The organism is Nostoc sp. (assembly GCF_036916985.1).
Classification (GTDB): domain Bacteria; phylum Cyanobacteriota; class Cyanobacteriia; order Cyanobacteriales; family Nostocaceae; genus Nostoc.
Genome location: NZ_JBALFD010000097.1, coordinates 227,124 through 241,129, shown reverse-complemented (window position 1 = coordinate 241,129; position 14,006 = coordinate 227,124). Strand labels below are relative to the sequence as shown.

At 42.1% G+C, this 14,006-nt stretch carries 13 protein-coding genes, 2 tRNA genes and 2 pseudogenes; 5 read left to right on the top strand and 12 right to left on the bottom strand.

The window, feature by feature from the left end; genetic code table 11:
* Positions 1–127: 127 nt before the first annotated feature.
* From V7L07_RS32600 to V7L07_RS33605, 7 genes and pseudogenes are all read right to left on the bottom strand, one after another.
* Positions 128–604 (bottom strand): NifX-associated nitrogen fixation protein, encoded by a 477-nt coding sequence (locus V7L07_RS32600; RefSeq protein WP_335063683.1) that lies wholly within the window; start codon positions 602–604, stop codon positions 128–130.
* Positions 601–1,014 carry a nitrogen fixation protein NifX gene (gene nifX / locus V7L07_RS32595; protein WP_335063682.1) on the bottom strand — a complete coding sequence of 138 codons (414 nt, stop codon included), beginning with the start codon at positions 1,012–1,014 and terminating at the stop codon, positions 601–603. The genes V7L07_RS32600 and nifX overlap by 4 nt, the downstream gene beginning before the upstream one ends.
* A gap of 197 nt (positions 1,015–1,211) precedes the next feature.
* The gene (gene nifN, locus V7L07_RS32590; RefSeq protein WP_335063680.1) at positions 1,212–2,543 is read right to left on the bottom strand and encodes a nitrogenase iron-molybdenum cofactor biosynthesis protein NifN; all 1,332 of its coding nucleotides are present in this window, start codon (positions 2,541–2,543) and stop codon (positions 1,212–1,214) included.
* The gene (nifE, locus tag V7L07_RS32585; protein WP_335063678.1) at positions 2,544–3,926 is read right to left on the bottom strand and encodes a nitrogenase iron-molybdenum cofactor biosynthesis protein NifE; all 1,383 of its coding nucleotides are present in this window, start codon (positions 3,924–3,926) and stop codon (positions 2,544–2,546) included.
* Positions 3,927–4,017: 91 nt separating this feature from the next.
* Complete coding sequence (locus V7L07_RS32580; protein ID WP_335063677.1) at positions 4,018–4,365, bottom strand: Mo-dependent nitrogenase C-terminal domain-containing protein; 348 nt, start codon at positions 4,363–4,365, stop codon at positions 4,018–4,020.
* Positions 4,366–4,532: 167 nt separating this feature from the next.
* Positions 4,533–6,068 (bottom strand): nitrogenase molybdenum-iron protein subunit beta, encoded by a 1,536-nt coding sequence (nifK, locus tag V7L07_RS32575; protein ID WP_335063675.1) that lies wholly within the window; start codon positions 6,066–6,068, stop codon positions 4,533–4,535.
* Between the two features lie 197 nt (positions 6,069–6,265).
* Positions 6,266–6,433 (bottom strand): annotated as a pseudogene (locus V7L07_RS33605) (nitrogenase molybdenum-iron protein alpha chain); the annotation flags it as partial.
* A 183-nt stretch (positions 6,434–6,616) separates the two neighbouring features.
* On the opposite strand from V7L07_RS33605, the pseudogene V7L07_RS32570 reads away from it, so the two are divergent.
* From V7L07_RS32570 to V7L07_RS32550, 5 genes and pseudogenes are all read left to right on the top strand, one after another.
* Positions 6,617–7,960: pseudogene (locus V7L07_RS32570) on the top strand (site-specific integrase); the annotation flags it as partial.
* Between the two features lie 49 nt (positions 7,961–8,009).
* Positions 8,010–8,312: a hypothetical protein gene (locus tag V7L07_RS32565; protein WP_335063673.1), complete on the top strand. Its 303-nt coding sequence runs from the start codon at positions 8,010–8,012 to the stop codon at positions 8,310–8,312.
* Positions 8,313–8,777, top strand: coding sequence for a type II toxin-antitoxin system VapC family toxin (locus tag V7L07_RS32560; RefSeq protein WP_335063672.1), 465 nt, complete (start codon positions 8,313–8,315; stop codon positions 8,775–8,777).
* A complete protein-coding gene (locus V7L07_RS32555) occupies positions 8,752–8,898 on the top strand; it encodes a hypothetical protein (protein WP_335063670.1) in 147 nt (48 codons plus the stop codon). The genes V7L07_RS32560 and V7L07_RS32555 overlap by 26 nt, the downstream gene beginning before the upstream one ends.
* Before the next feature lie 62 nt (positions 8,899–8,960).
* Positions 8,961–9,758, top strand: coding sequence for a hypothetical protein (locus V7L07_RS32550; protein ID WP_335063668.1), 798 nt, complete (start codon positions 8,961–8,963; stop codon positions 9,756–9,758).
* A gap of 66 nt (positions 9,759–9,824) precedes the next feature.
* Here the strand turns inward: V7L07_RS32550 and V7L07_RS32545 are convergent, their stop codons facing one another.
* From V7L07_RS32545 to V7L07_RS32525, 5 genes are all read right to left on the bottom strand, one after another.
* Complete coding sequence (locus V7L07_RS32545; RefSeq protein WP_335063666.1) at positions 9,825–10,394, bottom strand: Uma2 family endonuclease; 570 nt, start codon at positions 10,392–10,394, stop codon at positions 9,825–9,827.
* A gap of 117 nt (positions 10,395–10,511) precedes the next feature.
* Entirely contained in the window at positions 10,512–12,038 is a 1,527-nt protein-coding gene (locus tag V7L07_RS32540; protein ID WP_335063912.1) for a slipin family protein, read from the bottom strand.
* Positions 12,039–12,931: 893 nt separating this feature from the next.
* A tRNA-Ile gene (locus V7L07_RS32535) sits at positions 12,932–13,006 on the bottom strand.
* Positions 13,006–13,081 (bottom strand) — tRNA-Met (locus V7L07_RS32530). The genes V7L07_RS32535 and V7L07_RS32530 overlap by 1 nt, the downstream gene beginning before the upstream one ends.
* Positions 13,082–13,416: 335 nt before the next feature.
* Positions 13,417–13,911: a COP23 domain-containing protein gene (locus V7L07_RS32525; protein ID WP_335063664.1), complete on the bottom strand. Its 495-nt coding sequence runs from the start codon at positions 13,909–13,911 to the stop codon at positions 13,417–13,419.
* Between the last annotated feature and the right edge of the window lie 95 nt (positions 13,912–14,006).

Here is a 14,006-nt window from a genome sequence, read left to right as displayed (position 1 = left end):
CACTCCACATTGGATTTTGGATTTTAGATTTTAGATTTTGGATTGGATAATATTGTTTTAATCAAATGGTTATGAAACTAGTGATTAATACTTAAATCCAAAATCCAAAATCCAAAATATAAAATTGTTACAGCTTGCCAACTTCAGGAAAGCGCTTCGCCAAATCAAGACCTTTTTTGACGTAGTTCTCTCCCTCTTCTGCTAATTTCTCTAACGAATCAAAGCCAAAGCGATGAGCATCTCGCAAGGTTTTCACAGCTAGCAAAAGACGACCAGAAAAAACTAGTGCCCAGCCAAATCCTTCATGACTCAAATCAACTACAACTTGAGATATCAAACCTGTTTCTTGTTCAATCCCAGCAGCTACAGCCCGAAAAAATGCCATAATCCGGGCTTGAGTGATCGGATCAACTTCGCCCTCAACGGAGATTTCCCGTTTCTTTTGTTTGGTGACAATAAAGGGTTTGAGAATCAACTCATCCGACCAACTACGATAAACTCCATAACTGTCTTGACCACGAATTTGTTTGATTAATACCTTTAAAAAAGGTGAGTTCAAGACTTCAGTTGTAGCAGTTCCGTTAACACTATTATTTGTGGTCATACTGTTGCTTCGTCTTCAATTTCATCAGCAAAGTTTGTGGTTTTTGGCTGTAAAGCTTTACGCAACCAAGGTGGAGGATTACCTTTGAGGGTTTTCACTAGCTTATTTAGCACTTCACTAATTTCTTCTTCTTCCGATCGCGCCTTCACTGGGGTGACACCTTTCTTGATTAACTTAGCTGCGGCGCTACCACCAATTGCTGTTACATAAACAATGGTACAGTCAACGATCGCATTAAGTTTTGGGGTGATTTTATCTTCATTCCCATCTTCTTTAAGTTCGCCTTCAAAGTTGAGGGTTTCTACGAAGTGATATCCCTCATCGGTAATTTCGTAAACATCAATCATTTTTGCCCATCCGAAGTGAGCATTAATATGAACTCGGTCACTCGTCGTGAAGGCTATTTTCATTGTAATTCTCCTCTCTAAAGTTTTGAATTTTGAAGCAATACGGTTCAGTTAGTGATATTTAGCCTCGGAAGATCCCCCCAACCCCCCTTAAAAAGGGGGGCTAATTTAAGACTTGCTCTATTCCCTCTTTTTTAAGGAGGGTTAGGGAGGATCAACTTTTAACTGAACTGTTTTGAATTTCAAGTGTGAATTCAAAACTATGCGCTCACAATTCCTAACTCTTGGAACTGCTTAACTCTGGCTTCTTCTGCCTCTAAAAACAGGTTGCCGATGCCAAAGACAATTTCCATCGTGCCTCGATAGCCAACTTTGGTAAATTGACCATTACCTAAGCGGTCATAAATGGGCAATCCGAGACGATAAAGAGGAATTGAGAGGCGTTTAGCGATCGCACCCACATTCGAGTTACCAATCAGCAAATCAGAACCGCCTGCTAGACTCTCAAAGTCTTCCAAGTCGCCGATGGTGATGCTTTTAACTGGGAGTTTTTCTAAGAGGTGCGATCGCGTGGTTGTCACCGCCGCATGAATTTGCGCTCCCATCGATTGCAGAAAATGCACTGTTGACCACAACAAATCTGGTTCCAGTGCTAAGGAAACTCGTTTTGCACCGAAGTAAAAGTGGGTGTCCAGCATCGCATCTTGCAACTGACGACGTTGGCGGCGGTATTTTTCGGGTACGCTATTACCGCTCAGAATCGCCAATGCTTGGATAAATTCATCTACTGGTTCTAATCCCGTCAGTTCGCCAAACACCTCATAAGGTGTGCCAAAGCGTTCTTCCAGAATCTTGGCAGCCCCCCGCATACTTTCACCTAATGCCAGGGTAAAAGCAGAACTACCGACTTCTCGTAGCTGTTTTAAGGTAGTCCCACTGACTGTAACCGCACTATAATTATCCTCTAAATGTCCATCTAGAGAAGCGCCAAGGTCAGGTACAAAAATCGGCACTAATCCAAAGGACGTGACTATTTCTTTGATTTCCTGTACATCCCCAGGTGTAAAAGCAGAACCCGCCAAAATTGTGACTTGTTCAGTTCTGAGTCCACCCGCGCGAGGAATTTCCTTAACGATGCTTTCGACAGCAACAGCAAAGCCATCCTGCAACGCACCTTTAAAATCTGGGGTAGGTGCAAAAACGATCGCTAAATCATTCAATTCGGGATGGCGATCGCGGATTTCCTTAAGAAATCCTTCAATGTCATCGCCTCTAGTTTCCGTTAACCCAGTACTACATAAACCAATAATTTCCGGGTTAGCCTTTTCCACCAGAGTCAGAATTGCTTGCTCCACATTCTCTTCACCACCCAAAATAGTAGTGACTTCCGTCATCGCTGTGGTAGCTAGGGGAATCGCTTCCCGGAAATGCCGCACAAGGACAACTTTAGCGAAAGCAGTACAACCTTGAGAACCGTGGAATAAAGGCATCGTCCCTTTCAATCCCAAAAAGGCTAAGGTTGCGCCCAAAGCTTGACTTTGCTTGAGGGGATTAACTGTCAGTGATTTATTGGAAACGGTAACGATCGCCATCTAAACTTCCTCCTCTTCTTCCCAAGGAGCGGGTTTGCGTATTTGTTCCCAAATCGGGCTATATAGAGCTTCGTACAATTCCCGCGCCATTTCAATCATTCCCACATAACCTGCATAAGGATGGTGGCGTTCTTGGTTGATATCAAGGAAAGGAATTCGAGCTTTCAAAGCGGTGTATTGGTTACGTCCACCAGCAATCAGCATATCTGCGCGAGTGTCTTTAACCAGTTGTAGCAATTCCTGAGCGTTGCCTTTCTCTAGCATGATACCGTCGTTGCCAATCAGCTTCTTGATTTTGGCTTTATCTTCTTCAGTACTTTTCCGAGTACTGGTAGCAACAACTTCAATGCCTAAGTCTCTAGCAGCCGAAATAATCGACCAACTCTTAACACCACCTGTATACAACACAACTCGCTTACCTTTGAGTCGAGCGCGATAAGGAGCCAGTGCCAAATCTAAAGCAGCCGTTTCTTCGGCAATGAGCTTTTCTGTCCGCTCCTGTAAATCAGCGTCGCCTAATTTAGCGGCGATGTTTCGCAGACAGCGATTCATATCATCGATGCCGTAGAAAGACTCTTCAATATAGGGGATGTTGTAACGCTCCTCCATCTTTCTTGCCATATTCAGCAACGCTCGTGAGCAGATCATGACGTTGAGCTTGGCGCGGTGGGCGTAGCGAATTTCATCGTAGCGAGCATCGCCCGTAATTTTAGACAAAATACGGATGCCTAATTTTTCCAGCAGTGGTGTTACTCCCCACATTTCACCGGCGATGTTATATTCACCGATTAAGTTAATATCATAGGGCGTTGTATGTTCCGGTTCTGCTGTGCCGACAACATATTCTAATAAAGCTTCACCGCCAAAACGGTTGCCGAGATTTTTACTGCCAATGAATCCTGGGGCAATGACGGGAACAACAGGAATACCAATTTTCTCAGCCGCCGCTTTGCAGACAGCATCCATATCATCGCCAATTAAGGCTGTAACGCAAGTGGCGTAGACAAATACTGCTGCTGGTTGGTAGCGCTCTTTGAGTTCCAGAATCGCTTTGTAGAGTTTCTTTTCGCCACCGAAGATGACATCATTTTCACCCAAGTCAGTGGTAAAGCCCATTTTGTAGAGTTGCGGGCCAGACGACAGACTACCACGACTGCCCCAGGAATTACCAGCACAGGCGATCGGCCCGTGGACTAGATGCGCTGCATCTGCGATCGGCACTAGAGCAATCATTGCACCATCAAAAGCACAGCCCCCTTGAGCCGCGCCAGGTTGTGCCTGTTGGGCGCATGATTTATTTTTCTTTTCCGTTTGTTTGTGCTGATTATGCTCGCATCCTGTCTCAGTCAGCAGCTCGTTGATTTTGCCTTGGGTGCTTTTCATCTCTCTTCTCTTAATGTTAATTGTCCTTTGTCATTTGTCATTTGTCCTTTGAATAACTAACAACTAATGACTAATGACCAATGACCAATGACTAACAAATGTATCTTGTGACATCCTCTCCACATACATCAGCGAGGTAAGATAGAGCGCGAAAACGCAATCCTACAAACTCGTCATATAAAGGATTGAGTTTACATAGTGGTGGGATATTAATACACTTCCCAAATAATTTAATTTGTCGCTCAAAGGGACAACAACAAGGAATTGTTTGGCAAATTAGATGAGCGATGCGATTATTTTTAACCTGAATTTCATCCACCACACGGCGCAACGGATTAAGAAGATTGTGAAACCACCCTGGTTTTTTCTGGTTAGGTGGATGGTAATTAGGATGAGGATGAGTGTGAGTGTGTTCGTGAGTGTGATTGATGGTTTCCATTTATCAATTCCTTGGGTAAATGCTATCAAGAAAAAGGGGAGTTGGGGATTGGGAATTGGGGATTGGGCATGGGGCATTGGGTATTTCCCCAGTCCCTAGTCCCCAGTCCCTATTCCCTACTCCCCTTCTTTACCCTTTAATTAACACGTTGTGTTTCTACGCAATTTCTAACGAATCAAGTCGTAGGAAATATCTGTCTTAGAAGGAATGTTGGTGTTGCGATCGATTTCTTCAAACAGGGTGTTTACAGTCCAGTTGAGGAGGTTGATCACGCCTTGATAACCAATGGTGGCGTAGCGGTGTAGGTGGTGGCGATCCATGATGGGGTAGCCGATTCTCACGAGGGGAATCTTGGTGTCGCGCCACAGGTACTTACCGTAGGTGTTACCAACTAAGAAGTCTACTGGTTCGGTGAACAACAATGAACGCATGTGCCACAAGTCCTTACCAGGCCAAACAGTTGCATGTTGACCGAAGGGGCTAGAAGCAAGCAATTCTTTGATTTCTGCTTCAAATACTTCGTTGCTGTTGTGAACCAAGATATGCACAGGTTCAGCACCCATTTCTAGCATAAAGCCAACTACGCTGTATACTAAATCTGGTTCGCCGTAGATAGCGAAGCGCTTGCCGTGAATCCATGAGTGGGAGTCAGTCATGGCATCAACTGCACGACCGCGTTCGATTTCCAATTCTTTAGGAATGGGGATACCACTCAATTCGCTGAGTTTCATCAAGAACTCATCAGTACCCTTAATACCCCAAGGGCGGGAAACTGAGGTTGGTTGCTTCCATTCTTTCTCGATATATTCGCGGGTTTTGGGTGTAGAGTGTGCTTGCAGAGCGATGGTAGCTTTCGCATTGATTGAATCTGCTGCATCTTCTAGCTTTGTACCACCTGGGTACATATCGAATTCACCTGTGTTAGGTGAATCCAGGTAGTCGCTGTTGTCGGCTAGAATTGTGTAGTCAAAGCCGAACAAAGAAGCAATCCGCTTGATTTCGCGGTTGTTGCCTACGTAGGTGTCAAAACCTGGGATGAAGTTGATTTTACCATTGCTGGTTTCTTTCTTATGACCTGCGGTCAAATTAGAAAGAATTCCCTTCATCATGTTGTCGTAACCAGTGATGTGGGAACCGACAAAGCTAGGGGTGTGAGCGTAAGGTACTGGGAAATCTTGAGGAACTGAACCAGCTTGCTTAGAGTTGTTGATGAAGGCTTGTAAGTCATCACCAATTACTTCTGCCATACAGGTGGTGCAGACAGCGATCATCTTGGGCTTGTACAGTTGGTAAGAGTTCGCCAAGCCGTCAATCATGTTTTGCAGACCACCAAACACGGCTGCATCTTCAGTCATTGAAGAAGATACACCAGAGAATGGTTCTTTGTAGTGACGGGTTAAGTGGGTGCGGAAGTAAGCAACGCAACCTTGAGAACCTTGAACGAAAGGTAGAGTACCTTCAAAACCAACAGCAGCAAAGATTGCTCCTAGTGGTTGGCAGCCTTTAGCAGGGTTAACGGTTAAAGCTTCACGAGCGAAGTTCTTTTCACGATAATCCCAACCCTTTGTCCACTCTGCAACCCGTTGTACTTCTTCGGCTTCGTGACCGTTTTCAAACTGCTTTTTGTTTTCAAATAGCTGTTGGTACTCTGGTTGGTGGAATAACTCAACGTGGTCTTGAATTTTTTCTGGATTCTGAGGCATTTCTGGATCTCCAAGCTTACTGAATTCTTTTACTGATTGAGCGGGGAGTAGGGAGTGGGGAGTGGGAATATGATTCAAAATTCAAAATGCAAAAATCAAAAGAAATTTTAATTTTTCAGTTTTGAATTTTGGATTCCCAACTCCCCCCTGGGGTTTTAGCCCCAGGTTATCCTTACTTATCGCTCTCTCCCATTTCCCTAGACGGCAGCCTTAGCCTTAGCTTCAGCCTTCTTAGCCTGAGCTTTTTCATTCCAAGGAGCGCCAATTAATGACCAGGTTGGGCTGTTGAGTGCCAAGTCCATATCACGAGCGAAGATGGCGAAGCCGTCATAACCGTGATAAGGGCCGGAGTAATCCTTTTTGTGGTTTAATTCTTTTCAAGAGTCTAATGTTTGCAGTAAGCAATGTCTCTGCTAAACATTGTTTTCTGAGAACACATTTTTTTTTAGCCTAAATATAGGCTAAAAACACAGCGATGCTTAATCAGGTTCAGGACTCACCCATCATCTAAATGTTGTCCTGAGCCAAGGCGATTAAAAAATCGCCCATTTTTTTGCTCATCTCTGCAAGCACAGCAGCAAAAAGAACACATGAGAACGAAAGTACTACTAGAATTAGAAAAAGTTAATCTGCGTTTGAAGTCTGCAAAGGCAAAGGTGACAATTAGAGAATCGAATGGAAGTCTGCAATTACGGGCGACGTTACCAATTAAACCGGGAGACAAAGACAGCAACGGTACTGGGAGAAAGCAATACAATCTCAGTTTGAATATTCCCGCTAACTTGGATGGACTCAAGACGGCTGAGGAAGAAGCTTATGAATTAGGAAAGTTAATTGCTCGTAAAACTTTTGAATGGAATGATAAATATTTAGGAAATGAGGCAATTAGAAAAGATTTTCAAACCATAGGGGAATTGCTTGCAAAATTTGAAGAAGAGTATTTTAAAACTCACAAACGCACAACTAAAAGCGAACACACTTTTTTTTATTACTTTTCCCGTACCAAGAGATTTACCAATCCTCAAGATTTAGCAACTGCTGACAATCTGATCAGTTCAATTGAACAAATCGATAAAGACTGGGCTAAGTATAATGCAGCTAGAGCGATCGCAGCATTTTGTGTGACATTCAATATCGAAATTGATTTATCGAAATATTCCAAAATGCCAGAGAATAATTCCCGAAATATACCGACCGATGCAGAAATATCTGAGGGAATTATCAAGTTTGAAGATTATCAAAATAATCGAGGTAATCAAGTTAATCAAAATGTTCAAGATAGTTGGCAACTTTGGCGCTGGACTTATGGAATGTTAGCAGTTTTTGGTTTACGTCCACGGGAACTTTTTATTAATCCTGATATTGATTGGTGGTTGAGTCAAGAAAATACAGATTTGACATGGAAAGTTCATAAAGATTCTAAGACTGGTGAGAGACAAGCATTACCATTACATCGGCAATGGATTGATGACTTTGATTTGAGAAATCCTAAATATGTAGAGATGTTAAGGGGTGCGATCGCTAAAAAAGATAACACTAATCATGCAGAGATAACGGCGTTAACACAGCGAGTTAGTTGGTGGTTTCGCAAGATAGGATTGGATTTTAAACCTTATGATTTACGTCACGCTTGGGCGATTCGGGCGCATATTTTGGGCATACCAATTAAAGCGGCGGCGGATAATTTGGGGCATAGTGTGCAAGTTCATACCCAAACTTATCAGCGTTGGTTCTCGCTAGATATGCGGAAGCTGGCAATTAATCAGGCATTGAGTAAGAGGAATGAAATTGAGTTGATTAGGGAGGAAAATGCTAAGTTGAGAATGGAGAATGATAAGTTGAGAATGGAGAATGATAAGTTGAGAATAGAAATGGTTTATAAACAAAGTTAAGTTTACTGATAAATCATACCAGTTTTAGATAATTTGCTATGATTTATAGGTGAAAATCATCAACAATAGAAATATAAATTACAAAAGTATGGCAATAGAAACTCTGAACCAAATACTTAAGCAGCTTGAGACACTTGAAATAAAAGAGCTTCAGCAGCTTAATCAGACAATTCAAAAGTATCTTGCTGATAATGAAGAAACTGTTAAGCAAGCAGCATTTCATCAAGCCCTGATCGATTCTGGGTTAGTAAAACAAATCAAGCATCCTACTTACGAGCCAATAACTGAGCGACGACTAATTCATGCTGAGGGAAAGCCTGTTTCTGAAAGTATCATTGAGGAACGCCGTTAGATGGCAGTTTATTTTCTAGACAGTAGCGCATTAGTTAAGCGTTATATTAGCGAAACTGGATCAGTTTGGGTTTTGGGGTTATTTGATCCGGCTCTCAATAATGAGGTATTTATTGCAGCAATAACTGGTGTGGAAATTATAGCCGCAATTACCAGGCGATCGCGCAGTGGAAGTATTAGCATTACAGATGCGACAATCACACGCAATCAATTCAAAATTGATTTACAGAAAGACTATCAAATTGTTGAAATCACAGAAAATATCATTAATTCTGGAATGGTATTATCTGAAAGTTATGGTTTAAGAGGTTATGATGCTATCCAACTAGCAGTAGGTCGTGTAGTCAACACCATTTCCATTGCTAATGGATTACCTCCTATTACCTTTGTGTCCGCAGATAATGAGTTGAATGCAGCAGTTGTAAGTGAGGGATTAATGATTGAAAACCCTAATAGTCGCCCATAATGCATACTCAACTGCGATCGCTTTAGCAAATGACCTCACACTTGTCACCCACAACACCCGCGAACTCAGCCATATTGATGGCTTGAAGTACGAAGATTGGGAAGGGAATAGCTGCGGATGAATTCATACATTAATTGTAGGCGTTATGCTGAGAGAGTTAGCTTACTAGTCTCTTTATTTACAATGCAATCTAAACAGCCATGTGCATACTGTAATCGTACAGATACAAAGCTTACTAAGGAACATCTTTGGGCACGTTCTTTGCATCAACGGCTACAGAAGTCGAGAGGAGATAAGCAGCACTCTTTTTGGCTTTCCCGATTGGATAAAGTAGTTGAGACTGAACCCAAACTTAGAGATATTTGTGATGTTTGCAACAATGGTGTATTGTCTCAACTTGATGCTTATATATGTGCTTTATGGGATAAATATTTTTTTCGTATTCATGAGCGTGGAGAGTTCGTAAATTTCTCATACAATTATGATTTACTATGTCGATGGCTTTTAAAGCTGTGTTACAATTCGGCACGAATCCATAAATTTGATGATTTTGTATATCCACCGCTAGTTCCATACATACTTAATGCCTCTAGTCCTGTAGTTGAATTCGAGCTTTTTCTACAAATTGTACCTCCTGGCTTCCTCTCGGTATCGGAACTTAAGGAAATGGGATTACCAGACGACAAAGCATTACGCTGGGAACCGGATATTCATAGAATTGGTTTTGCACAGTTTATATCAAATGATGGGCGCAAAAAAATTCTTCGTGCAATTCATTTGAGATCGTATTCTTTTTTCTTAGCATTTTTTCAGCCAGGAACTACAAAATCTGAAATCAACGAGTTTATCTCGATTTTTTTACTGCAAAAGCAGGAGGTCAAACACATATCACCTAGATTAGATTCTGTTGTATTGCTTTGTGATGGTATGGATGCGCTAGAATCTTTTCAAGGTTCTCACAGTAAATTTATAGCCGGATAACCTGCGATCGCATCCCTTCTAACTCATACATTGTCACAAAGCACAACAGATTCAACCCAAACTCATTTACTCAAAAACAATGCCACGATAAATTTCCGCCATCGGCAATTCAATACTAACTGAATCTAAAGAAATAGATAGCTCTAAGCCGCTAAATTCACTGAGCAACCAACCTTGAGCCTGTTTGCTATAGCGTTCTACAAAAGGTTCATCCTGTTCGACTAATAAATATTCCCTAAAACTCCCAATTGAGCGATACATCCGAAATTTGCTGAGTCGGTCATAATCTGCGGTGGAAGGAGATAGAACTTCAACAATCAGCGCAGGATTTAAGACTTCATCTAAACGATCGCCATTTAGTTGCGGTTCGCCATCAAAAATCATTACGTCTGGATATACTCCGCGTCGATGTTCAGGAATCCACAGCCGTAAATCGCTGTTAATCGGCTCGAATTGAGTATCGCGCAGCACTGTACTAAAATAGGTCAGAATGTTCCGACCGATGCGGCTGTGTTTGAGCGTTCCTCCAGGCATGGGTACAATTTCTCCATCTCGATATTCGCTGCGTCCTTCGGCTTTTTCTTCGATCGCGCGATATTCATCTAAGCTGTAGCGGCGCGAGATAGTAGAAATCATAGGTTGTAAGCGAATCGCATTGGCTATTAAGACAACAATATTATTTTGTCACATATTTGCTTCTGAGGTAGGAGTTAGATTTGTGATTGATAAGTCATACTAACTTTATTGATGCCATCACTGTGGATTCATCCGAATCAAGTCTGTTAAAATATTATCCAAGCTGCCGTTAACTTGAATTCGATCGATCTTCTCTGCAATGCGCTCTAATACTTCCAGTTCTTTCAGCCGCAACGCAACTGGGTTATCCTCCATCACTCTGGCAGTGTTTAGCATACTGCGGGTAGCAGCAGTTTCTTCTCTACGTCTGACTACGTTGGCTTGAGCGGTTTTTTCTGCCTCCACTACTTTGCTCAAGATATTCTTAATCTCACCAGGTAAAATAATATCTTTGACACCTACAGAATCTACTTCAATTCCATATTCTGCGGCTTTCTGGCGAATGTATTCAGATATACTTCTATCAATTGCACCTTTATCTTCTAATAAACCATCTAAGTTGCGTTCGCCGACTGCACCACGCAAAGCAAACTGTAATTCCTTGTACAAGAAGCCGGAAATATCTGATAACCCGTTTTTTGCCCTCAATGGGTCTTGGATGCGGAAGCCTGCGGTCAAATTCAACCGCAGAGGTACTTTATCTTTAGAGAGGATGTCTTGACCAGATACTTCCATGTTTTGTAGTCGCAGGTCAATGGTTTCGGTTTGAAAAGAGCGTCCGAATAACCACCAAGCATGTACCCCTGGCGATCGCTGTCCTTGAAACTCTTGATTAATGTATACTAGTCCCACGTGCTGGGCGGGAACTTGGCAAATATGCAAACAGTTGCGACTGAGCAATTTCACTTCTGTTGAACCCTCAACCAACTCAGCCACTAAAGCAGGCTGTAACTGAGCATCAGCGCTGATATCGAGAATTTCCACTTCAACACCCTGCCAAAACAACTTACGGCTTGTAGGCGGCAAAATAGAAATTACTTTACCTCGATATCGGACAATTGCTACTTGTGAAGCCAGTAATTGCACGGTTTGACAGTAGGCAGCAATAAAGTCGGGATGTTTTTCAATGAGTACATCTTCCAGGGGAAAATCTGGGTTAGGGATAATTCGGCTGAGAGTTCTGACAGTAACATCTCTATCTACTGACCAAAAAGCATACTCTCCTGATTGTAGAGGTCGCACAAAATTATTTTGCAGATATAGCAAACCAATCTCAGACTCGGAGATTTGGAACTTTTTCAGTCCATTCAAGGCAACTGAGCGCAATTGCTGCACAAAAAAACTAGGCAATTCTAAGCTTTCTTCTAAGTTGAACAGGTGAGATTCTACCTCGATAAAACCACGCCAAAAAGCTCGTAATTGATTTGGTGCAACGCTTACCCAATTCTGACCACAACGGACTAAAGCAGCTTGGTTAAATGCGGTTCTGATAATCAATAAATGTTGTTGCAGTTCGGCTTCATGACTTCGCAACAACAATTCTAGGTTTTCAATCTGAGCTTGTGGCTGATTGAGGTCATAAATTTTGACTTGCCAATGCCGACCAAAATATGTGTGTGTACCTGGCTGCAAAATTTTCTTAAAGTCACTGCGGTGATATAAAATGCTGATTTCGTTGGGTTTAAGATAAAATGTTTGCCACATAGTAATTTGCATAAAGAATTTGCTTGATATTTTAGGTAAGCTTTGCAATGCCTGGGTTGGGTGTAGCGATGTCTACGACGGGCTACGCCAACGCAACCAGTTAAGAAGATTTGATAACAACATTTATAACCTTGCTTGAACTCAAATACCACCTATGTCTCACAGATCAAGTCCTGGAGTAGACAAAGGCTAAAGGATTGGTTTTCGCTTATGTACTACTATATACTACAAAAGATTTATTTACTCTGCCAGTGCAAGTTTTTACAGTTTCCCATTGCAAAGGCTATTTCGTCGGCAGTATTATATTCAGCTAAACCATGCGATCGCAAAAGTGCTAAATTATCAATTTACAACTTTTCTAGATTAGACATCTCCGAAAAAGAATTGTTTTGACGTAGCACTGCTACGTCTCTACAAGGGTTTTGGGTAACGCATCTTTAATTTCTGGAGATGTCTATTACTTTCAGTCGCTAATGGGGTAGTGCTGAGATTTTTGCTGTACAGAATACAAAATATTTTTTACTCTGCTAATGCAAGTGTTTACAGTTTAGGTGTGGGCAAAAGCTTCTCCAAAGCTGGATTAAGATTGCTGTTAATTTTCCCAAACTGCTCAATGGCAATCTAGAAAAAAGAACCGCGCTCAGATATGCCGTTCATTTGCCAATCTAGAATCCCACAGGAAAATTAGATGTAGGAAACGAAGGGACATACTCAAGTTAGGGAAAAATGCAGTTGCGCTTGCTCCTTAACTGTGGCTACCAAGCATCACGAGTGATGACCGACAGCAGAACACTTGCACCGCAGAGTTGAGAAAAGGAGGGGTCTCGAATCTGTTAAGATCCGTACCATATTGGCTACCTTGGGAGGGTATTGTCTTTTAACCCGGACAGGGTTGGGTGAAAGTATAGGAATCGAACCTACAACACATCGATTATAAGTCGATTGCTCTACCAGTGAGCTAACTTCCTGGGGTTTGATACAGGACTCGAACCTGTGACGCATCGATTATGAGTCGATTGCTCTACCAACTGAGCTAATCAAGCGATATAGTTTAAAGTACTCGGCGGTATACGCTTATGCAAAAGCTTGGCGCACCAGTTAGGCATACAGAACCTAAACTATAGCTTTGTAACTTTATTACTATCCCGCTTCAAATTTAGCACAGGAAAAACTATCTGTGGTAGCGGTACAGCAATGCTTGGGCGTGTCAAATGAAAGCCAGGGCGAATGGAATTCGCGGCTACACAAACGAAGTCCGCGGAGGCGGACTAAAGAAAAATTGAGTGTTTGAAACCCACGGAGGTGGGTTTTGCCTGTGTAGATACGGTTTATAACCGCCCTTTTCATGTTAAGTTGACTTACCTGGAAATAGCTGTATCTATTCTTTGGGAATCCCTAGATGTTCTCTCAAATCAACGTAAGGTGTTCTATTGCTTTTACTCAGGGGTTGGTGCCAAGCCAGGAGATTATTTAGCGCTTGCACACCATCTTCATTGGGTTTGAGGGTCAATATCAAGTTTTCACAGCGTCCACTAACTTGATTTGCGGTGCAAACCACATTTTGTCCATTCATTCTACCAACAGTAATAAACTTCAGTTCTCTGTTGCGACGGTAAGTTTCCAAGCGGTGGCTTACGTCTTGACAGCGCGTCAGTTTATTGTAACCAGCGTCTTTGAAGTAATTGGAAGTCCAGCGAATCCAAGGCTCAGAGACACCTCTGGAATTTGTGTACACAGTTACGGGTTTGTTTCCTGATGTGTCACAATAAAATCCTCGCCGACTTTCGGCTTGACTTGGCTGATTGATGGTTGCAGTCGCACCGAGAGCGATCGCACCTGCAACCAAAATATTTGTCAATGATGCCAATTTCATGAGTATCTCTCAAATATTAAGTAAAAAGTTTTTATTGCCTTGCATTTAACACTCTCCCTACTAAAAATAGAGAGAGAATATAAGAAGTGAAATCT

Bases quoted from the DNA above. Each gene is read 5' to 3' on its own strand.
- V7L07_RS32600 (WP_335063683.1), bottom strand. From the start codon at position 604: ATGACCACAAATAATAGTGTTAACGGAACTGCTACAACTGAAGTCTTG.
- nifX (WP_335063682.1), bottom strand. From the start codon at position 1,014: ATGAAAATAGCCTTCACGACGAGTGACCGAGTTCATATTAATGCTCAC.
- nifN (WP_335063680.1), bottom strand. From the start codon at position 2,543: ATGGCGATCGTTACCGTTTCCAATAAATCACTGACAGTTAATCCCCTC.
- nifE (WP_335063678.1), bottom strand. From the start codon at position 3,926: ATGAAAAGCACCCAAGGCAAAATCAACGAGCTGCTGACTGAGACAGGA.
- V7L07_RS32580 (WP_335063677.1), bottom strand. From the start codon at position 4,365: ATGGAAACCATCAATCACACTCACGAACACACTCACACTCATCCTCAT.
- nifK (WP_335063675.1), bottom strand. From the start codon at position 6,068: ATGCCTCAGAATCCAGAAAAAATTCAAGACCACGTTGAGTTATTCCAC.
- V7L07_RS32560 (WP_335063672.1), top strand. From the start codon at position 8,313: ATGGCAGTTTATTTTCTAGACAGTAGCGCATTAGTTAAGCGTTATATT.
- V7L07_RS32550 (WP_335063668.1), top strand. From the start codon at position 8,961: ATGCAATCTAAACAGCCATGTGCATACTGTAATCGTACAGATACAAAG.
- V7L07_RS32545 (WP_335063666.1), bottom strand. From the start codon at position 10,394: ATGATTTCTACTATCTCGCGCCGCTACAGCTTAGATGAATATCGCGCG.
- V7L07_RS32540 (WP_335063912.1), bottom strand. From the start codon at position 12,038: ATGTGGCAAACATTTTATCTTAAACCCAACGAAATCAGCATTTTATAT.
- V7L07_RS32525 (WP_335063664.1), bottom strand. From the start codon at position 13,911: ATGAAATTGGCATCATTGACAAATATTTTGGTTGCAGGTGCGATCGCT.